This is a genomic window from Burkholderia sp. SIMBA_062, from assembly GCF_046534765.1.
In the GTDB taxonomy this organism is placed as follows: Bacteria; Pseudomonadota; Gammaproteobacteria; order Burkholderiales; family Burkholderiaceae; genus Burkholderia; species Burkholderia ambifaria.
Map to the genome: position 1 here is coordinate 189678 of NZ_JAWRYD010000007.1, position 19956 is coordinate 209633.

Genomic DNA, 19956 nt, shown 5'->3' on the forward strand with positions numbered 1-19956 from the left:
GCCATGTCGACCACGCTTCGCACCACCTTCGACACCATGATCGACGAGTACCGGCGGAATCGCTTCGTCAAGACGCGCTGCATCGTCCTGTTCTTCCGGGTCGCGCATTATCTCGCGTGTCGCAGCCTCGCGACGCGCATCGCGGGCGCGCCGCTCATCGTGCTTTACATCGTGCTGTGCGACTGGCTGATGGGCGTCGAGATCCCGGTCAAGACCCGTATCGGGCGCGGGCTCACGCTCTTTCACGGCACGGGGCTCGTCGTCAATGGATTCTGCGTGATCGGCGAACGCTGTGTGCTCAGGCACGGCGTCACGATCGGCAACACGCTGCGCGCGGACGGATCGGCGAGCGGCGTGCCGACCGTGGGCGACGACGTCGAGTTCGGCGCGAACAGCATTGCGCTCGGCAATATCCGGATTGGGAGCCGAGCGAGAATCGGCGCCGGCGCCGTGGTCGTTCGCGACGTTCCGGACGGCAGTATCGCGATCGGCGTGCCCGCCCGCGTGATCGTGCGCCGGGAGCCGGCACGATGAAAATCTACATCCTGCATCCGGGCCGCGCGCATTACCCGGAAATCGATGCGTACACAACCTACTTCACCGCGCGCGGCGTCGAGGTCGCCGCCGGATGCCTCGACGATTACACGCGGCTTGCCGCGCCGGGCGACTGGATCCTCTGGTGCATCATGGGCTTCTACCCCCGCGCGCTGCGCGCACGCGTCGTGATTCACGATTACCGATCGTTGTCGATCGGCCGGGCGGCGCCGATGAAGGACTGGATCAAGCGCCATCTTCAGCCCGCGCCCGATCTGCGCATCTTCCAAAACGAGCGGCTCCGCGACGCGCTCGCGTTTCGCGACGGCGTACCCGCCTGTCTGTTGCCGATGGGCGTCCCGGACTGGATCTTCGCGCTCGCGCACGAGCCGGTTCCCGCCGGGCCTGCCGGCCGCTTCTGCTATATCGGCGAGATGAGCGTCGAGCGCCGGTTCGACGACGTACTGCATGCGTATCAGGATTACCGCCGCTCGCCCGACGACACGCTCGTGCTCGTCGGCGAACCGGATCCGCGCATTCGCGCGCGGTTCGAGAACGTTCCGGGCATTGCGTTCACCGGCCGCCTGTCGCAGCGCGACGCGCTGCGCGTGGTCGCGCGATCGGACTACGCGGTGTGCTACTTCCCGACGCATCGCCCGCACTGCTACCAGACGCCGACCAAACTGCTCGAGTATGCGGCGCTCGGCAAACGCATACTCTGCAACGGTTCGGCGACGCACGCCGCGCTGTCGCAGTTGCTCGGCATCCGGTGTCATATGGCAGGCCGCGCGATATTCGACGATCTGCCCGCCCCGCTCCCGTCGATTCCTTCAAACGACCCTGTACGGCTTCGGCATGTAGCCTGGCGCACGGTCATCGACGAGTCCCGCGTCGCCGAATGGTTGCGAGCCTCCGCCGCATGCCGGAGCCGGAGCCGGAGCCGGAGCCGGAGCCGGCGATGAGGCACGGCGCGGCGTCGACCGTTCCGGCATCCGACGCCGTCGCGCTCGCGTGGACGGCCGCCGCGTGCATCGCGATGCTGTGGCTGCCGTTCTGGGCGTTCGCCGGCTACCTGCTGATCCTGACGCTCGTCGGCTGCGATCGGCATCCGGCCGCGCCGGCGGTCGCCATCCTGTGCGTGGCAGCGCTCGTCGTGCTCGGCCCGCTCGTGGCGCTGAAGCTGCCCGTACCGGCGCTCGGCAACGACAAGCCGCAATATCTTGGCTTCATGACCGACATGCGTGCATTCGGCGTCGACGTGTTCCTCGCCAAACAGCCCGAGCTGCTGTCGTTCGCGTCGCTGCATGCCGCGGCGGCGCTGTTCGGCATCAACGATCTCGCGTTTCTCGTTCTGTTCGACGTTTATTTCGGGATGCTTCTTGTTTCAGTGTGGCGCACCGACTATCGCGCGCTGCCGCTCTTCCTGCTGCTGTTTCTTTCGGCATCGTCGTTTTTCGGCACGTACGCGAACCTGATACGCCAGGCGATGGCGCTTCCGTTCATCTTTCTGACGATATCGGCGCGCGGCCGAATCGAAGCCGCGTGCCACGCGGCGTTGGCCGGCCTCGCGCATCTGCCCGCGCTCGCGGTCGCCGCGCCGTACGTGCTGCTGCGCTGTGCCGGACGCCGAACCGCACCCGTCGGGATGGCGGCAGGCGTGCTTGCGATGGTCGGGTCGAGCCGCGACTGGAGCGCGCTCGTGTCATCCGGCCAGGCCGATTCGTATCTGTCGGGCAAGGTCGGCCTGTACACGTCGTGGGAAAACGGCAGCACGTTCAACGTGACGCTCTTCGCATGCATGCTCTATGCGCTGTGCCGGGCGCTGTGGCAATGCAACCGCCCCCGACATGCGACGGCGGATCGCCGCGCGATCGACGTCACGCAGCGCTATCTGCTCGCGCTGACGGTTGCAGCGGTCGCGCTCGTCGTCACCCGGCACATGACGAAGGTCTACGAGCGCGTCTATATCTATTTCTTCGTGATCGCGCTGATGACGCTGTCGCTGATCGTGTCGCAGATCCGCCGCGGCCCGTTCAAGGCGTTCGTGCTGTGCGGCGCACTAGGCTATGGCGCGTACGGCTTCGCGAAGAATCTCGACAACCAGCCGTTTCTGTTTCGCGGAGACGTCTACGCATACCTCACGTCGAGCCTGTTCGATCTGTATCACGATTACCTGATGGAGTTCGAATGAAAATCGTCCAGATCGTCGAGTCGAGTGCAACCGGCACGCTGTCGATGGTCCGGCTGATCGCAAACGGCTTCGCATCGCGCGGGCACGAAGTTCATGTCATCTACTCGCGCCGTTCCGATACGCCCGCGGCACTGCATGCGCTGTTCGACCGGCGCGTGGCGCTGCACCGTGTGCAAATGGCGAGCGTGCGTGGCCTCGCGTCGATCGTGACGTTGCGCCGCATGCTCGTCCGACTGCAACCGGATGTCGTCCACCTTCACTCGTCCCGCGCGGGATTTCTCGGCCGTATCGCCGCGCTCGGCACGCTCGGCGCGACGCGGTTTCTTTACAGTCCGCATTGCATCTCGTCCATGCGCCGCGACCTGTCGGCCGCGGCACGACGCTTGTTCGTGGCGCTCGAGCGTATCGCGTGCGTCAGGCGCTGTCTGTACGTCGCGTGCTCGGCCAGCGAGCAACGCGCGATCCGGTCGTGTCTCACGCAGCCGGTCGAAGTCGTCGAGAATGCGATCGCGCATCCGGCGACGCCGTTACGCCGCCGCGAAGCTGCCGGCGCGTGCGAGATCGTGACGGTCGGCGGCATTCGCCCGCAAAAGAATCCGCGCCTGTTCGCCGACATCGCGACGAGAATGCACGGATCGCGCGTCCATTTCACGTGGATCGGCGACGGCGATCACGCGCTCAGGCTCGAGCTTGCAACGGCCGGCGTGCGCGTCACCGGCTGGCTCGCGCACGACGCCGTTGCGACGCAACTTGCAAGCGCCGACATCTATCTGTCGACGTCGTCGTGGGAAGGCATGCCGATCGCGGTCATGGAAGCGATGGCATGCGGCCTTCCCGTCGTCGCGACGCGCTGTGCCGGCAATGTCGACGTCGTCGATCCACCCGGCACGGGTGAGTTGTTCGATACGGCCGACGAAGCCGTCGCGATGCTCGCACGGCTTGCGGACGATCCGCACGCTCGTGAAACGATCGGCGCGGCGGCTCGCAGCGCGGCCCGCCAGCGTTTCGACAATGTGCGCTTTTTCCGGCAGCTCGACGCGCTTTACAACGGGCGGGCCTCGTCGGACGTCGCAGGCGATTCATCGCCTGCCTGACGCGTTCGATGCCGTAACGCCCTGCTTCCGCCTACGATCCCCAAACCTGCATTTCGTCGAGCGAATAACCCCACTGCGTCGCACGCTTCGTACCGATCATCCGCACGTAGCGCCCCTGCGCATTGAGGTTCGGCAGCGTGACGTGACCGTACGACACACCGTTGTTCGTCGAGTAGACCGTCGTCCAGTTCGCGTTGTCGTTCGACGTCTGGATCTGGTAGACGAGCGCACCCGCGTCCCAGTAGAGATCGACGCTGCTGACCTTCTTCACCGCGCCGAGATCGACGGAGATCCATTCCGTCCCGACGCCTGCGCCTTCCGGCGAATCCCAGCGCGTGCTCGTCGTGCTGCCGTCGAATGCCTTGTCCGGCGTCAGCGATGCGTTGTAGCTCGCCGATGCGGCGGCCGGACGCCCTTGCGACAGCAGCGTCGGCTGCGCGGCCGCCGGGCCGCCGTAGTAGCTCGCGCCGAGCTTCGCCTTGGTCGTATCCGCGTTCACGCCGAATTGCGACAGGCTCCAGCGCTGGCCGGTCGTCACGTCACCCACGTAGAGCTGATAGCCGCCCGCCGTCGTCGACGAGAAGAACACGTAGTTCGTGCCGCTCACCGGTGCCGGGTCCGAGTTGTTGCTCATGCAGTCGTTGATCGGCAGCGCGCTCGGCGTCGACGCCGGGTCCGCGGTCTTCGTGTAGATCTGGTCAGCGCCGCCGCTGTCCTTCCAGCGTGCATAGAACACCATGCCGTCGCCGCGCACGACCGGGTAGTAGGTCTGCAGCCCGGCCGGATGATCGAATACCGCCGTGGCGCCGGTCGCGATCGTGCGTTTCATCAGCCCCATGTTCGAGCCGGTGCCCGTCGCGTAGTACACGGCGCTCGCGTCCGGCGCGAGGAACGGCATCGAATATTCGCTGCCGGCCGGCGCGTTCGTCAGGCTCACGACCGACGTGAACACCGGGCCCGCGCTCGTGTACGACAGCGTGCCCTGCTTCACGTCGCCGTTCTGCTTGAACACGAGCGTCTTGCCGTCCGTGGCGAACTTCGGATCCTCGTTGCGCGTCGCGCCGGTGCTGTTCGTCAGGTTGACGGGCGGCGTGCCGGCGCCGAGCTGCAGCATGAACACATTCCACGCGCCGTTGCTGATCGCCATGAACGCGAGCCACTTGCCGTCGGGGCTGAACACGCCGTTCATCGGATCGGTGATGCCCCAGTTGCTCTTGCTCAGTTGCGTGAGCGTGCGGGCGGAAAAGTCATACAGAAACAGTTGGCTCGTGCCGTCGCCGTACTTGACGTAGCTGTGATAGACGAGCTTGCCGGTCAGTGCGCCGGGAAACGACGCGTTGGACTGCGCCGGCGGATTGTTGACGCAGGCGGCCACCGCGGCGCCGCTGAACAGGTCGAGGGCGATGCCGGCCACGAGGCCCGCGACGAGGAACTTGGATTTCACGCTGAATGCTTCCGGATAAGGGTGAGGACGCCGTAGACAAGGTCCCGCTCGCAGTGCGCGGGGGTCACGGATCCGCCCTTCGGGCAGCTTGAACTCCGTATCGACCAGGCTTCGGGAACAAAGATTGCGCAGAATGCCTGTCCGCTGGTCTGAAGAAAAGGATCAGAGTCGATCGAAAACATGCGGATCAGCAATATGCGGATCAGCGATTGGGGGCGGGATTGAACGCGACGGATGGCGTGCTACTCTTTTTTCATCGACGGCCGCGGTCGGCCGGAGGGCGGGCATGAAGCGATATGCGGCGCTCGCGCAGACGATTGCGGACTCGATCAGGCGTGGCGACCTCGCGGCCGGCGCCCGCATCCCGACCGTGCGCTCGGCGTGCCGCGCCTATCGTGTAAGTCCTTCCACCGTGTTTCGCGCGTACTACACGCTCGAAAGCGAGGGCCTGATCGTCGCGCGCGCGCGTTCCGGCTATTTCGTTGCGAATCTCGACGACAAGCGTCTGCGTACCAGCCAGGACACGCCACGCAAGCCGGGCACGTCGCCGACCGGCGGCGACACGCTGTTCCGGTTGATCGACTCGCTCAAGCGCGACGACATCGTGCCGCTCGGTTCGACATTCGCGAGCTATTCGCTGTTTCCGATGAGCAGCCTGTGGCGCTACGCGGCGACGGCGGCCCGCAACATGGACCGCGCGAAACTGCTGGCGGGACTGCCGCCCGGCCACGAAGCGCTGCGTCGCCAGATCGCGATGCGCTATCTGAACGCGGGCGCCTCATTGCCGATGGACGAGATCGTCATCACGACCGGCGCGGCCGAAGCGCTGACGCTGAGCCTGCAGGCGCTCACGCGCCCCGGCGACATCGTCGCGATCGAACGCCCGGCCTTCCCCGCCGTGTTGCAGGCCGTGCAGCGGCTGCATCTGAAGACGGTCGAAATCCCGGTCGACCCGCGCACCGGCCTCGATCTCGACGCACTCGCCGATGCGCTGGACACGCATCCGGTGCGCGCATGCTGGTTCATGACCTCGTTCCACAACCCGACCGGCGCGACGCTGTCCGACGAGCGCAAGCACGCACTGATCGACCTGCTCGCGTCGCATGGGGTGCCGCTGATCGAGGACGACGTGTTCGGCGAACTGCATTTCGGGCCGGTGCCCACGCGCCCCGCAAAACTGTACGACGACAGCGGGCTGGTGCTGCATTGCGGATCGTTCTCGAAGTGCCTCGCTCCCGGGTTCCGGGTCGGCTGGGTCGCGGCCGGACGCTACGTGGAACAGATCAGGCACGTGAAGAACGCGAGCGCGCCGGCCGCCGACGTACCGGCGCAGATGGCCGTATCGAGCTACCTGCGCAACGGCGCGTACGACCGCTTCCTGCGCCGGCTCAGGCGCAACCTGGCCGCGCACCAGGCGCAGATGCTGGCCGCCGTTCGCGCGTACTTTCCGCCCGACACGGAGGTGTACGCACCGCGCGGCGGCTATTTCCTGTGGATCGAATTGCCGCCGCACGTGGACGCGATGCAGTTGTTCGACGACGCGATGGACAACGGCGTCAGCCTCGCGCCCGGGCCGATCTTTTCCGTGACGGGCGCATTTCACCGTTATGTCCGGCTGAACTATGGCCGACCCTGGACCCCTGCCGTCGAAGACGCGATGCGGACCATCGGGACGCTCGCCGGGCGGCAACGACAGACGAGGTAGCAACACCATGCAAGTCCTGCTCAACCGGAAAGTGCGTACCCGCGACACGCTGCGCGGCGCACTGAACCTGCGTGCCGAGCCGCACGGTGCCGTCAGCCAACGCTGCCGTCAATGCGGCTTCCTGGCGTTTCGCGCCAGCGAGCAGTGCCCCGTCTGCGGCGTGGGGGACTGGCCGTTCACGCCGCTGCGCGACCGGCGCGGCGATGCGCATGCCGCGCCCCCGCACGACACGCGGCAGCCTGTGCCGGCATGGTCGTCGCGCGTCGCGGCCGCGGTGCGCAGCGCCGCGATCCGGCGGCCGCGCGCGTCCAGCGCGCCGCTGCTGAGCATCCTGACCGTCGTGCTGATGGTCGGCGGCTATGTGACGTTCGACCGGACGTGCCGAGCGGATCCCGTCTGTCGCGGCCCGGCTGCGCCGGGTGCGGCGACGATCGACGCCGGCGTGCACGGCGCCGATGCGCCGACGTTGCCGGTCGTGCCCGTGCCCGTCTATGCGTTTCATCGGGCAGACGATAAGCCGGTCGCCGTACACGAGACGCCGGTCACGGCCGACGACACGCAGATCGCGGCCGACCCGCCGCGCGTCGCCGATACGAGCCGGCGCGCAAACGCGCGCTCCACCGCACGCGCGACCACGACGCTCGCGCGGCACGCGCCACCGGTTCGCGAGCCGCAGCACGCGCGCAACGGCATCCGCGTCGCCGACTGGAAAGGCGGCGTCCCGGCCCGGCGCACGCATGGGGTCCGTCGCGTGAGTGTGCATACACGCCACGGGCACCGCGCCGCGGCGACCGAGGCCGAAATGGCCGGGGTCTATCGCGGACACTGAGCGCATCGCGCGCCCACAGCGACAACGGGCGGCACCGTCTCCGGTGCCGCCCGCTTCATGCCGTTGGTTCGTGCGTCAGGCCGCCAGCAAGCCGTGCGGATCGATCACGAATTTGCGCGGCGCGCCGCCGTCGAATTTCTTGTAGCCTTCCGGCGCCTGGTCGAGCGAGATCACCTCGACGTTGACGATCTTCGCGATCGGCAGACGGTCGAACAGGATCGCCTGCATCAGGTTGCGGTTGTACTTCAGCACCGGCGTCTGGCCCGTGAAGAACGAGTGCGACTTCGCCCAGCCGAGGCCGAAGCGGATGCTCAGGCTGCCGTGCTGCGCGGCCTTGTCCTTCGCACCCGGATCGTCCGTCACGTACAGGCCGGGGATACCGATCGCGCCGGCCGGACGCGTGATTTCCATCAGCGAGTTCAGCACCGTCGCGGGCGCTTCCTCGGAATGGCCCGACGAACCGTGGCCGTGCGCCTCGAAGCCGACGCAGTCGACCGCGCAGTCGATTTCCGGCACGCCGAGGATCTGCTCGATCTGCTCGCCGAGCGACGCGTCTTTCGACAGGTCGACCGTCTCGAAGCCCATCGCCCGCGCGTGCGCGAGGCGTTCCTCGTTCATGTCGCCGACGATGGTCACCGCCGCGCCCAGCAGCCGCGCCGACGCGGCCGCCGCCATCCCGACCGGGCCCGCGCCCGCGATATAGACCGTCGAGCCCGGCTTCACGCCCGCGCTCACCGCGCCGTGATAACCGGTCGGCAGAATGTCGGACAGGCAGGTCAGGTCGCGAATCTTCGCCATCGCCTGATCGCGGTCCGGGAATTTCAGCAGGTTGAAGTCCGCGTACGGCACGAGCACGTACTCGGCCTGGCCGCCGATCCAGCCGCCCATGTCGACGTAGCCGTATGCGCCGCCGGCACGCGACGGGTTCACGTTCAGGCACACGCCCGTATGCGTGTCCTTGCACATCGCGCAGCGGCCGCAGGCGACGTTGAACGGCACCGACACGAGATCGCCGAGCTTCAGCGTCTCGACGTCGCGGCCCACCTCGACCACTTCGCCCGTGATCTCGTGACCGAGCACGAGGCCGACCGGCGCGGTCGTGCGGCCGCGCACCATGTGCTGGTCGGAACCGCAGATGTTCGTGCTCACCACTTTCAGGATGACCCCGTGGCCGATCGCGCGGCCGGTCGGATCGACCATTTTCGGATAATCGATCTTCTGTACTTCGACCTTGCCCGGGCCAAGATAGACGACACCTCGATTGCTGCTCATCGTATTGTCTCCATGTCTCGTTGGATGACGCGGCGGCGCGCCGGCCTGTGCGGCGCACGCGCAACGTGCTGTTCGAGAGTAGTCCCGGAGGCGGGGGCGCCGATGTCTCAAACCCGACATGCGTTTGATCGGTGCCGACATCGATGGCGCAAACGCGAAAGTCGGGTCGGAAACCGGCCGCAAGGCAGTACCGTGGACGACGCGGAACGCGGGGGCGCGGTCGTCGGCCCCTACTTTTTTATTGATTGAACGATCAATAAAAAACAGCTAAGCTTTCGACTTCCACGAACGGGCCCGTGCGGGCGAAAGGAGTGCGCGATGCCGAAAGTCGGAATGCGGGAGATTCGCCGCGCACAGTTGATCGACGCCACGCTGCGCTCGATCGACGAAGCCGGCCTGCCCGGCACGACGCTCGCATCGGTCGCGCAGCGCGCGAACATCTCGACGGGCATCGTCAGCCACTACTTCGGCGACAAGGACGGCCTGCTCGAAGCCACGATGCGGCACGTACTGCGCGATCTGTGGGCGGCCACCACGCAACGTCGCGTCGCCGCGCGCAAGGACCCGCGTTCGCGGCTGCGCGCGATCGTCGCCGCGAACTTCGACGACACGCAGGTCAGCGCGCCCGTGATGAAGACCTGGCTCGCGTTCTGGTCGCAGAGCATGCACGACGCGATGCTCAAGCGCCTGCAGCACGTCAACACGCGGCGCCTCCATTCGAACCTGTGCGCGGAATTCGCGAAGGCGCTGCCGCGCGCGAAAGCACGGCAAGCCGCCAGCGGCCTCGCCGCGCTGATCGACGGCCTGTGGCTGCGCGGCGCCCTCGCCGGCGGCCCGATCGACACCCGGGCTGCATCGAAGCTCGCCCACGATTACATCGACCTGCTGCTCGCGTCCGACTGACGCGTCACGCAGTCGCCCTCAAGGAGATCCTCATGTCCGTATACGGTTTGCAGCGCCTCTACATCGGCGGCGGTTACGTCGACGCCACCAGCGGCAAGACTTTCGACACCTTCGATCCCGCCACCGGCGAACTGCTCGCGCAGGTTCAGCAGGCGAGCGCGGCCGACGTCGACCGTGCGGTCGCCTCGGCCCGGGAAGGCCAGCGCGAATGGGCCGCGATGACCGCGATGCAGCGCTCGCGAATCCTGCGCCGCGCGGTCGACCTGCTGCGCGAACGCAACGACGAACTCGCGGCCATCGAGACGCGCGACACCGGCAAGCCGATCGGCGAGACGCTCGCGGTCGACATCGTCACCGGCGCGGACGTGATCGAGTACTACGCGGGCCTCGCGACCGCGATCGAAGGGCTGCAGGTGCCGCTGCGCGCCGAGTCGTTCGTCTATACGCGCCGCGAGCCGCTCGGCGTGTGCGCGGGCATCGGCGCATGGAACTATCCGATCCAGATCGCATGCTGGAAGACGGCGCCCGCGCTCGCGGCCGGCAACGCGATGGTGTTCAAGCCGAGCGAGGTCACGCCGCTCACCGCGCTGAAGCTCGCCGAAATCTATACCGAAGCCGGCGTGCCGGCCGGCGTGTTCAACGTCGTGCAGGGCGACGGCTCGGTCGGCGCGCTGCTCACCGGTCATCCGGACATCGCGAAGGTGTCGTTCACCGGCGGCGTCGAGACCGGCAAGAAGGTGATGTCGCTGGCCGGCGCGTCGTCGCTGAAGGAAGTGACGATGGAGCTCGGCGGCAAGTCGCCGCTGATCGTGTTCGAGGATGCCGATCTCGACCGCGCGGCCGACATCGCGGTGACCGCCAACTTCTTCAGCTCGGGCCAGGTCTGCACCAACGGCACGCGCGTGTTCGTGCACCGCTCGGTCAAGGACGCGTTCACGCAGCGCGTGCTCGAACGCGTGAAGCGCATCCGCGTCGGCAAGCCGACCGATGCCGACACCAACTTCGGCCCGCTCGTGTCGGCCGCGCAGCTCGACAAGGTGCTCGGCTTCATCGACAGCGGCAAGGCCGAGGGCGCGAAGCTGCTCGCGGGCGGCACGCGTCTGACCGACGGCCACTTCGGCAGCGGCCAGTACGTCGCGCCGACCGTGTTCGGCGACTGCCGCGACGACATGAAGATCGTGCGCGAGGAAATTTTCGGGCCGGTGATGAGCATCCTCGATTTCGCATCGGAGGACGAAGTGATCGCCCGCGCGAACGACACGCACTACGGCCTCGCGGCCGGCGTCGTGACCGAGAACCTGTCGCGCGCGCACCGCACGATCCATCGCCTCGAAGCCGGCATCTGCTGGATCAACACGTGGGGCGAATCGCCGGCCGAGATGCCGGTTGGCGGATACAAGCAATCCGGTGTCGGACGCGAGAACGGCATCACGACGCTCGAACACTACACTCGAATCAAGTCGGTACAGGTCGAGCTCGGTCGCTACAACCCGGTGTTTTGAGAACGATAGGAGATACCCCGTCATGACGACACGCGAATACGACTACATCATCTGCGGCGCCGGTTCCGCGGGCAACGTGCTCGCGACGCGCCTGACGGAAGATCCGAACGTCACGGTGCTCCTGCTCGAAGCAGGCGGCCCCGACTACCGCTTCGACTTCCGCACGCAGATGCCGGCGGCGCTCGCCTATCCGCTGCAGGGCCGTCGCTACAACTGGGCCTACGAGACCGATCCCGAGCCGCACATGGACAACCGCCGGATGGAATGCGGCCGCGGCAAGGGGCTCGGCGGCTCGTCGCTGATCAACGGGATGTGCTACATCCGCGGCAACGCGCTCGACTACGACAACTGGTCGACGCACAAGGGGCTCGAGAACTGGACATATCTCGACTGCCTGCCGTACTTCAAGAAAGCCGAGACGCGCGACGTCGGCCCGAACGACTATCACGGCGGCAGCGGCCCCGTGTCGGTCACGACCAGCAAGCCGGGCGTGAACCCGCTGTTCGAGGCGATGATCGATGCGGGCGTGCAGGCCGGCTATCCGCGCACCGATGACCTGAACGGCTATCAGCAGGAAGGCTTCGGTCCGATGGACCGCACCGTCACGCCGAAGGGCCGCCGCGCGAGCACCGCGCGCGGCTACCTCGACCAGGCGAAGGCGCGGCCGAACCTCGAGATCGTCACGCACGCGCTCGCCGACCGCATCCTGTTCGACGGCAAACGCGCGTCGGGCGTCACGTACCTGCGCGGCAGCGAACGCGCGAGCGCGCATGCGCGCCGCGAGGTACTCGTGTGCAGCGGCGCGATCGCATCGCCGCAGCTGCTGCAGCGCTCGGGCGTCGGCCCCGGCGCGTGGCTGAAGGAACTCGACATCCCGATCGTGCTCGACCTGCCCGGCGTCGGCCAGAACCTGCAGGATCACCTGGAGATGTACATCCAGTACGAGTGCAAGGAGCCGGTGTCGCTGTATCCGGCGCTCAAGTGGTGGAACCAGCCGAAGATCGGCCTCGAATGGATGCTGAACGGCACGGGCCTCGGCGCGACCAACCACTTCGAGGCGGGCGGCTTCATTCGCACGCGCGACGACGATCCGTGGCCGAACATCCAGTATCACTTCCTGCCCGTTGCGATCAACTACAACGGCTCGAACGCAATCGAGATGCACGGCTTCCAGGCGCACGTCGGGTCGATGCGTTCGCCGAGCCGCGGCCGCGTGAAGCTGCGCTCGCGCGATCCGAACGCGCACCCGAGCATCCTGTTCAACTACATGGCCGAAGCGCTCGACTGGCGCGAGTTCCGCGATGCGATCCGCGCGACGCGCGAGATCATGCGGCAGCCCGCGCTCGACCGTTATCGCGGCCGCGAGCTGAACCCTGGCGCCGACTGCAAGACCGACAAGGAGCTCGACACGTTCGTGCGGGCCCGTGCGGAAACCGCGTTCCATCCGTCGTGCTCGTGCAAGATGGGCTACGACGACATGGCCGTGGTCGACGAAGAAGGTCGCGTGCACGGGCTGGAAGGGCTGCGCGTCGTCGATGCGTCGATCATGCCGATCATCACGACCGGCAACCTGAACGCGCCGACGATCATGATCGCGGAGAAGATCGCGGACAAGATCCGTGGCCGCCAGCCGCTTGCGCGTGTCGACGTCCCTTACTTCGTCGCGAACGGGGCGATGGCGCGCAATGTCGCGAAGGCGGTGCGGCAGCCGGACACTGTGTAATCGCACCAGCGCCCCGCCCCGCGCACGGCGGTGGCGGCAGCAACATGCACGGCTCGCGGCGTTCTCGCCGCGAGCCGTTTTTCATTGGGCGCGCCCGGCGCCCGTCCTGAACCGCGTGATGGCCGCCCTCCTCGGCCGCACGCGTTTCGCGCGCACGATCGGATTCGCTCGCGACGTCAGGCTCATCGCGCCGCGCAAATGCTCGAACGCGACCTCCTCCTTCCGCCCGAAGCGGCCGACCGCCGGCCACGCCAGCGTTTCGTCGAGCCACGCCTGCCACGCGTCGCCGTGGAAGCGGCGCGCGAATTCGCGCACCGTGTCCGGCGCCGCGATCACGATGCCCGCCAGCAGGTAATACGCCCAGAAGCTGCCCGCGCCGACGAGCCGGTCGAGCCGGCACGCGGACACCGCCGCGAGCAGACCGTCCACCGACGCAAGATCGGTGCGGCGTTCGCGAATCGCGCGCGCGACGAGATTGTGCTGACCGCCGTATGCGGCAAAGGAAATCCCTTTGCCGGCGGCCAGCTCCGCGCAGAACATCGCGAGCGCGGCCATCTCGTCGATGCGCGCGGCATCGTCGCGCGGCCCGCACACGCGCAGCACGATCGCATCGATGACGTCCCCCGGCCGGGCCGACGCCTCCACGCATGCCGCCGCGACGGCCGCGTGCCGTTCTCTCAGGTTCTTCGTGCGCGGCGCTTCGCCGTTCGCGGGTCGGGCTCGTGCGTCATGCTCGTCGGCATCGTCGCTGCGTCGCTCGACACCGCGGGCAATCCGCTCGAGCGCGGCCCAGCCGTCGTCGGGATCGTCGAAGGTCCACGCATCGACGAAGCCATGCGCGGCTTCGAATACCGCGCGCGATCCCGGGCAGCATCGCTCCGCGTGCGCAAGCTGCCGCGCGTCGGGCACGTGCGTGCATGCGTCGGGCGGATCGCTCGCATCGCATGCGCAACCGCCGCCGTCCGTTGCAATCCACGGCGCGAGCGCATGCAGGGCGGCGATCGCTTCGTGCGACAGGTTCAAGCCCGCTCGCGCGCGTGCCGCGCGCGACGATGACGGCACGTCCGTTGCGCCGTCGGCCGCTGCCACGCAAGCCGCTTCGGACAGATGTTCGATCAGGTACTGCAGCCACGCGGCCGTGCGCAGCCGGTCAGGCGTCGCACCGCGGGCATCGCCATACTTCGCTGGGTCGGTGAGCATGGGGAGTCCGGAATGGTTCTGGCGAATCGGAATGGTTGTGTTGTTTCGGGTTCGGTCGAAGCAGGCGGCACGGTGCGCCGCACCGGCCCCTGATATGGCCGCCCACGTCGGATCGCGACGCAGGCGGCCAGCCGGTCGCCGCGCCGATACGCACGACGACACGAACGCAGCTCGAAACCGGAACGCCCGCCGCGCATCCTTGCACGGCCCTCGTCGATGGCGGGCGCCCGGCCTCGATCACGCGACGCTTACTGCACGTGGAACTTCGGCGACGTGACGACCGTGCCGCCGACCGTACAGTTCGGTGTCAGCACGGCATTGTTGAACGTCAGCGACGAGTTCGGATCGCTCCACGTCGTCACGACCTTGCTCGGCCCGCACGTGCCGAGCAGCGTGACGTTCACCTTCACGTTGTTGATCGACAGCTGCGTCGTACTGTCGGCCTGCCCGGTCCACGGCGATGCGCTGGTCGCGCTGCCGCTGATCAGGCCGCACGTCGCGCCGCCCGTGAACGTCGTCGACGTGATGTTGACGATGCCCGTCGACGAGATCGTGCCGTTGAACGTCGCGTTGCAAGTCGCGTTGATCGACCCCTTGGCCAGGGCCGTGAGGCCCGTCGCGGAGAATGGCTCTCCGTTGGGGTTCATTGCCTGACCGTCGGCGCGCGAAACGGTGACGGCGAAAGCAGGCGCGGCCGAAACCGCGGTGAATGCCACTGCAGCAACAAGCGATACGATTTTGCGAATGCTCATTTGAACTGCCCCCTCTCTCTTCACAAATGGCGGCATGCCGCCAGGAACGCGACGTCCCGGCCGGATCGCTCCGGCCGCTCGGCCGCAGGAAGCCGCCGGCACGCGTGCCGCGTGCCGCACGGCTCAGAACTTGTAGGAAATGCCGACGAAGGTGATCAGCGGATCGGCCTTCAGCCGCGTGCGCGTGGTCGCGAGCGTCGATCCGTCGGCCGCCTTGATCACGAGCGACGAGTAGGTCTTCAGCGGCATGTAGGTCAGCGTCGCCGTGAGCCCCCAGTGCTTGTCGATCGCATAGCTCGCGCCGACGTTGTAGACCGGCGTGAACGACGACGACGCCTTGCCCTCCACCGACGTCGGCCCCGGCTTGCCGGCGCCGGCCGCGAGCACGCTGCCGAGGTTCTCGTTGATGTCCTTCGCGAAGTTGCCGTTCAGTTCGATGTTGCTGAACCAGCTGTAGGCCACGCCGATCCCGACGAACGGACGGAACTTCGCGGTCGGTGCATTGAAGTAGTACTGCAGAATGATCGTCGGGCTCCACTGCCGCGCATTCTTCACGGCCGGCTGGTTCGACGTCTTGTCCATGTCGACGGAGCCGAGCGCGCCGGCCGGCCCCGGCGGCCGGATCACGCCGTGCCCGGTCAGCGTGAACTCGGGCGGCACGCCCAGCACCGACGTCACCGCGATGTGGTCGGTGAAGAAGTGCGTGAGCGTGAGGCCGACCGTATCGGCGTTGTTGACCGTCAGGCTCGTGCCCGGCGACGTGAACGAACCGGGCAGCCGCAGCGGCCCGTTGATCGGCATGGTCGCGAGATTCGTCGTCAGCCCGTTGGTCGAATCCTGCGGCATGATGTGCAGCCAGCCCAGCGTCGCGACGTTGTCGCCCGCCTGCTGGGCCGATGCGAGCGTCGACACGCCTGCGACGACACCCGCGACAATCAGCTTCTTCATGAAACCTCTCCCCTCATTCTGTGCGGGCGCCGCGCATCCGCGCGCGGCGCCGCCGTGTCTGCCTCCGCGCATGGTCACTGCACGAACGCGCCGACCGTGAAGTACGGATTGCTCGTATCGGCCATGTCGAGGAACCCGAACACGCCGCCGGTGAACACGAACTTGCCGGTCGCCGGCCCCGACGCCGCGTCCGCATGCACGGTCGTCACGACGCCCGGCACCTTCTGCGTGTAGTCGAGGTTCAGCGCGCGTGTGAGCGCCGCCTGCGACGCGTTGAACGGATCGAGCAGCGTCGCCTGCGCGCCGACGAGCGCGGTCGCGCGGTAGTTGAACGCGCTGTCGACGCCCGTGTACTCGCCGTTCTGCGAGCCCTGCGCGACTGCCGCCTGCGGGCCCAGGAACGAGATGCCCGATTCGTCGTCCGCGCTCGGCGGGCCCTGCGTGAGGTCCGCGTTGGCGGCGCCGGTGCGGATGAAGACCGGCACGAGCTGGTTGCGCAGCTTGCCGACGATCAGGATCCCCTTGCCGGCCTTCGCCGGATCGAGCGCGGCGAGCGTCGGCGGCACCTGCGGCTGGTAGTTCAGCGACTGGAATGCCGGCGCATCGGGGCGCAGCGTGAACGGCTGGTTCACGGTCGCGCTCGACGCGAGCGGCTGCCCGCCGTTCTTCTTGCCGAAGTTGTCCGTTTCGACGTAGCTGCCGTCCGCGTTGATCGTCACGTGCTGGTCGAGCGCCACCGGCTGGAAGTTCTGCGACGGCACCTGGTGATAGCCGAGCTGGTTGTACGTGCCGGCGATCTTCGACAGATCGGTCTCGAGCGACGAGAAGCTGATGAACGGGTAGTACGGAAAGGTTGTTTTCGGAATCCTGCCGACGCCGATCACGCCGTCGAACTGGATCGTCGCGCCGGGAATCGCGCCGCCCAGCACGCCTTCGCCGAGGAACAGGCGTGCCGGCCGGCTCGGGTCGAGGCTCGCGTTCTGCATCCGGAACGTGCACTGGTTCAGCTTCACGGTCGGCAGGCCGGTCTCGTCGGCCAGCGTGCCGTCGACGACGTTGGCCGGCGCCGTGTCGCGCGTCGGCTGCACGGTGCCGGTGGTGGTCGGCACGGGCGACGCGAGGTAAGTCAACCGGTACGTCATCTTCGTGGTATCGAGCTGCACCTTCACGAGTTCGCCCGAACCGGACCCGCCGATGAACACCGTGTTGTAGTCGATGGACTGCGGGCACAGCCTGACCGCCGGCGCGGGCGGCGGGTCGCCGTCGCCGCCGCAGGCGGCCAGCACGGGCGCGAGCGACGCCGCGGCCATCCAATGCTTCACATTCATAGGAATCCTCTCGAATTTCGATTCGCCGGCGGCGACGCTTGCGCCGCCGGTGTTTCATGTTCGGTACGCCGTTACTGGACGAACGCGCCGACCGTGAAGAACGGGTTGATCCTGTTGTTGTTGACGACCATCGCGTAGACGTTCCCGGCCGTCACCAGCCAGCCCGTGTCGCCCTTGCTGAAGATTGCCACGTTGCCGTTCGCACCCTTCGCGTTGAAGTCCTGCGAGGCCGTGACCTTGATCTTGCCGGGCGTGGCCTGCGTGTAGTCGAGCGCGAACTGCGAACTCACGGCCGACGTCTGCGGGTCGATGAATGCCGCGGTATTGCCCTGAAACAGCGTGGACGTGTAGTTGGCGGCGAGCGTCGACACGGCCGTGCCGTCCGTGCAGTTGCCGGCCTCGGGCATGAAGAACGTGCCGTTGAACGTGCCGGGCAGGTCCGGATGCGGCATGAGGCTGTCGAAGCTCGGCCCCGACGTTCCCGGTGCGCCATACACGCCGTTGGACGTCACGACCCCGCACGCGGACGCGCTCGTCGCCCCGATGAACCCGCCCTTCAGCACATTCGTCGCGACGGACTGCGCGGGCGACAGCATCGAGATGCCGACTTCCGCGTCGGCGACCGACGCCAGCAGGTTGGTCGAATCGGCGTGCGAGTAGCCGACGCGAATCACGATCGGGATCAGCGCGCCGTTCAGCTTGCCGACGATCATCACGCCATGCGCCTCGGTCGGCGACAGCAGCACGAGCGGCTGCTCCTGGCCGGCCGACGGATACGGCATGCCCGGTTGCGCGCTGCTGACGAACACGTTGTCGGCACTGCCGTCCGCGTTCTTGCGCAGCGTCCACGGCGTACCGGTCGTCTGGCACGAGTAGTCGCTGCCCGGCGTGATCGTGCACGTGCCGTCCGCGCCGAGCGTCTGGTTCCAGTTCACGACATCCGGCTGCCAGCCCTGCGGGGTGGCGGTCTGATAGCTGCTGCCGGTCGGCGACAGATGAACGCCGACCTCGTTGTACACGCCGGCCACCTTGGTGAAATCCGTCTCGGTGTCGGTAAAGCCGATGAACGGATAGAAATCGAACGTGCGCGACGGCACGGTGCCGATATAGAGACCCGGCGCGAGCGGAATGCCGTCGAATTGAATCGTCGCGCCCGGAATCCCGCCGCCGACCACCCCGTTCCCGACGAACAGCATCGGCGGATCGGTGCGCTTGATCGTCACCGAATACGCGCCGTCGCTCGTCGCGCCGCTGTCGAGCACGAACGCGCAGCGGTTCTGCTCGGCCGTCGGCAGGTTGGTCGGATGATGGAAGGCGCCGTTGATCGTCAGGCCCGCGCGCGTGTCGTTGACCTGCCCCGCCGACGTCGGCACCGACGATTCGATGAACTGCATCTGATAGGTGAGCCTCGCCGTGTCGAACTTCACCTTCACGTATTCGCCGCTGCCGGCGCCGCCGGTGTAGGTCGTCGTGTAGTCGAGCGAATCCGGACACAGTTTCGTCACGACGGGCGGCGTCGTTTCGGCGCCGCTCGGCCCGCATGCGCTGCCCGAGCACTGCGGCACGTTGATCGGGCCCGGATCGTCGCCGCCGCCGCAACCCGCGACGAACGGCAGCGCCAGCACGGCGCACGACAGGATCGCCTTCCGCCATTCAGGAATACAAAACATCAACCCCTCCTTTTCAGATACGACAGGTCTCGTGCGGACGGACTGCGTGGCCCGCCGGTTGGTATTGCGCCGCGAGCGTGCGCGGCGCATGACGATGCGCGCGATGCGCGCCGCGCGGCCGGATCGGCAGATGCGATCGGGACCGCCGCGGCAGGCAAGCGCTGTCCGGCGGCGCCGTCATGCGGCACGGCGCCAGCGGGACAATCGAAACGGAATGTGGTGCGTCGCTACAGCGGCAACGCGATGCGATGACGCGGGCACGCGACTCGCGTCGTGCCCGCATCCAGCGAAAAGCGCGGACATGGCAGTCCGGCCGGGCCCTCGGATAGGCGTCTCATGTATTGGTCTCCATACGTACGCTTGATTCGTTATCGTGATGCGTCGTTGGTCGAGACTATGAGCGGACGATCCGCTCAAGTAAATGGATGCAGAGTTCCAAACGTGCCCGAACCGCCCGATCCTAGTCGGTTCAAGGTGCTTGACAGTTTTTCAAACAACCTTCAATTTATTTGCTCAGACAAATATCCGCCCGGTATAACGCGCACGGGAACGACGGGGGCGGCTCGCGCACCGGTCAAGCGAAAACGACGCGCATTGTTCGCCTGATTCAAATAAATCATCGTTTTATTGAGTGGGGTACGTGTAATCCCCGCAAATCCCGCACCGGCATCGCACGTCGTTTCCGTCGAAATGCATTTCCATCTTCCGATTGCTAATATGGCGGTCCTGCGATCCCGCACCACAACGCCGTTCGACATGACGCCCGTTCGCCATGCCGCCCCCGCCACCGGCCGCTTCGCAGCGGCGGCGCCGGGCACGCGCGGCGCGCGGCGTCGGACCGACCGGCCGTGCCATCCGTGA

The 19956-nt window shown here is 67.1% G+C and carries 16 protein-coding genes; 9 read left to right on the forward strand and 7 right to left on the reverse strand.

What is annotated here, in order from left to right:
* Positions 1-3: 3 nt before the first annotated feature.
* The 4 genes from SB786_RS10030 to SB786_RS10045 are packed head-to-tail and all read left to right on the forward strand — an operon-like array spanning position 4 to position 3819.
* Positions 4-534 carry a serine O-acetyltransferase gene (locus tag SB786_RS10030; protein ID WP_410727322.1) on the forward strand — a complete coding sequence of 177 codons (531 nt, stop codon included), beginning with the start codon at positions 4-6 and terminating at the stop codon, positions 532-534.
* Positions 531-1496 (forward strand): glycosyltransferase family 1 protein, encoded by a 966-nt coding sequence (locus SB786_RS10035; RefSeq protein WP_410727323.1) that lies wholly within the window; start codon positions 531-533, stop codon positions 1494-1496. Before SB786_RS10030 ends, SB786_RS10035 begins: the two co-directional genes overlap by 4 nt.
* Complete coding sequence (locus tag SB786_RS10040) at positions 1493-2725, forward strand: EpsG family protein (protein WP_410727324.1); 1233 nt, start codon at positions 1493-1495, stop codon at positions 2723-2725. The genes SB786_RS10035 and SB786_RS10040 overlap by 4 nt, the downstream gene beginning before the upstream one ends.
* Positions 2722-3819 (forward strand): glycosyltransferase, encoded by a 1098-nt coding sequence (locus SB786_RS10045; protein WP_410727325.1) that lies wholly within the window; start codon positions 2722-2724, stop codon positions 3817-3819. The genes SB786_RS10040 and SB786_RS10045 overlap by 4 nt, the downstream gene beginning before the upstream one ends.
* Positions 3820-3850: 31 nt before the next feature.
* On the opposite strand, the gene SB786_RS10050 is transcribed toward SB786_RS10045, so the two are convergent.
* Entirely contained in the window at positions 3851-5263 is a 1413-nt protein-coding gene (locus tag SB786_RS10050; protein ID WP_410727326.1) for a discoidin domain-containing protein, read from the reverse strand.
* 286 nt (positions 5264-5549) lie between these two features.
* Here SB786_RS10050 and SB786_RS10055 point away from each other — a divergent pair, with 286 nt between their 5' ends.
* On the forward strand, positions 5550-6968 hold the full coding sequence (locus SB786_RS10055) for a PLP-dependent aminotransferase family protein (protein WP_410727327.1): 1419 nt from the start codon (positions 5550-5552) through the stop codon (positions 6966-6968).
* Positions 6969-6975: 7 nt separating this feature from the next.
* A complete protein-coding gene (locus tag SB786_RS10060; RefSeq protein WP_410727328.1) occupies positions 6976-7797 on the forward strand; it encodes an ATP-dependent serine protease in 822 nt (273 codons plus the stop codon).
* A 75-nt stretch (positions 7798-7872) separates the two neighbouring features.
* Here the strand turns inward: SB786_RS10060 and fdhA are convergent, their stop codons facing one another.
* Complete coding sequence (gene fdhA, locus SB786_RS10065; protein ID WP_006755768.1) at positions 7873-9069, reverse strand: formaldehyde dehydrogenase, glutathione-independent; 1197 nt, start codon at positions 9067-9069, stop codon at positions 7873-7875.
* Between the two features lie 318 nt (positions 9070-9387).
* Between fdhA and betI the strand changes: the two genes are divergently transcribed.
* From betI to betA, 3 genes are read left to right on the forward strand one after another with little or no spacing between them, the layout of a single operon-like run.
* Entirely contained in the window at positions 9388-9972 is a 585-nt protein-coding gene (betI, locus tag SB786_RS10070) for a transcriptional regulator BetI (RefSeq protein ID WP_410727329.1), read from the forward strand.
* Positions 9973-10004: 32 nt separating this feature from the next.
* Positions 10005-11474 carry a betaine-aldehyde dehydrogenase gene (betB, locus tag SB786_RS10075; RefSeq protein WP_410727330.1) on the forward strand — a complete coding sequence of 490 codons (1470 nt, stop codon included), beginning with the start codon at positions 10005-10007 and terminating at the stop codon, positions 11472-11474.
* Positions 11475-11496: 22 nt separating this feature from the next.
* Positions 11497-13197 (forward strand): choline dehydrogenase, encoded by a 1701-nt coding sequence (gene betA, locus SB786_RS10080; protein ID WP_410727331.1) that lies wholly within the window; start codon positions 11497-11499, stop codon positions 13195-13197.
* 81 nt (positions 13198-13278) lie between these two features.
* Here betA and SB786_RS10085 read toward each other — a convergent pair whose 3' ends face one another.
* The 5 genes from SB786_RS10085 to SB786_RS10105 all read right to left on the reverse strand — a co-directional run bounded on the left by SB786_RS10085 (position 13279) and on the right by SB786_RS10105 (position 19095).
* Complete coding sequence (locus SB786_RS10085) at positions 13279-14397, reverse strand: hypothetical protein (protein WP_410727332.1); 1119 nt, start codon at positions 14395-14397, stop codon at positions 13279-13281.
* A 248-nt stretch (positions 14398-14645) separates the two neighbouring features.
* The gene (locus SB786_RS10090; protein WP_006758872.1) at positions 14646-15149 is read right to left on the reverse strand and encodes a hypothetical protein; all 504 of its coding nucleotides are present in this window, start codon (positions 15147-15149) and stop codon (positions 14646-14648) included.
* Positions 15150-15272: 123 nt separating this feature from the next.
* A complete protein-coding gene (locus tag SB786_RS10095) occupies positions 15273-16097 on the reverse strand; it encodes an OmpW/AlkL family protein (RefSeq protein WP_410727333.1) in 825 nt (274 codons plus the stop codon).
* A 74-nt stretch (positions 16098-16171) separates the two neighbouring features.
* Positions 16172-17425: a DUF2957 domain-containing protein gene (locus SB786_RS10100; protein ID WP_410727334.1), complete on the reverse strand. Its 1254-nt coding sequence runs from the start codon at positions 17423-17425 to the stop codon at positions 16172-16174.
* A 71-nt stretch (positions 17426-17496) separates the two neighbouring features.
* A complete protein-coding gene (locus SB786_RS10105; protein ID WP_410727335.1) occupies positions 17497-19095 on the reverse strand; it encodes a DUF2957 domain-containing protein in 1599 nt (532 codons plus the stop codon).
* Positions 19096-19956 lie beyond the last annotated feature (861 nt).

Bases quoted from the DNA above. Each gene is read 5' to 3' on its own strand.
- SB786_RS10030 (WP_410727322.1), top strand. From the start codon at position 4: ATGTCGACCACGCTTCGCACCACCTTCGACACCATGATCGACGAGTAC.
- SB786_RS10035 (WP_410727323.1), top strand. From the start codon at position 531: ATGAAAATCTACATCCTGCATCCGGGCCGCGCGCATTACCCGGAAATC.
- SB786_RS10040 (WP_410727324.1), top strand. From the start codon at position 1,493: ATGAGGCACGGCGCGGCGTCGACCGTTCCGGCATCCGACGCCGTCGCG.
- SB786_RS10045 (WP_410727325.1), top strand. From the start codon at position 2,722: ATGAAAATCGTCCAGATCGTCGAGTCGAGTGCAACCGGCACGCTGTCG.
- SB786_RS10055 (WP_410727327.1), top strand. From the start codon at position 5,550: ATGAAGCGATATGCGGCGCTCGCGCAGACGATTGCGGACTCGATCAGG.
- SB786_RS10060 (WP_410727328.1), top strand. From the start codon at position 6,976: ATGCAAGTCCTGCTCAACCGGAAAGTGCGTACCCGCGACACGCTGCGC.
- fdhA (WP_006755768.1), bottom strand. From the start codon at position 9,069: ATGAGCAGCAATCGAGGTGTCGTCTATCTTGGCCCGGGCAAGGTCGAA.
- betI (WP_410727329.1), top strand. From the start codon at position 9,388: ATGCCGAAAGTCGGAATGCGGGAGATTCGCCGCGCACAGTTGATCGAC.
- betB (WP_410727330.1), top strand. From the start codon at position 10,005: ATGTCCGTATACGGTTTGCAGCGCCTCTACATCGGCGGCGGTTACGTC.
- betA (WP_410727331.1), top strand. From the start codon at position 11,497: ATGACGACACGCGAATACGACTACATCATCTGCGGCGCCGGTTCCGCG.
- SB786_RS10085 (WP_410727332.1), bottom strand. From the start codon at position 14,397: ATGCTCACCGACCCAGCGAAGTATGGCGATGCCCGCGGTGCGACGCCT.
- SB786_RS10090 (WP_006758872.1), bottom strand. From the start codon at position 15,149: ATGAGCATTCGCAAAATCGTATCGCTTGTTGCTGCAGTGGCATTCACC.
- SB786_RS10095 (WP_410727333.1), bottom strand. From the start codon at position 16,097: ATGAAGAAGCTGATTGTCGCGGGTGTCGTCGCAGGCGTGTCGACGCTC.
- SB786_RS10100 (WP_410727334.1), bottom strand. From the start codon at position 17,425: ATGAATGTGAAGCATTGGATGGCCGCGGCGTCGCTCGCGCCCGTGCTG.
- SB786_RS10105 (WP_410727335.1), bottom strand. From the start codon at position 19,095: ATGTTTTGTATTCCTGAATGGCGGAAGGCGATCCTGTCGTGCGCCGTG.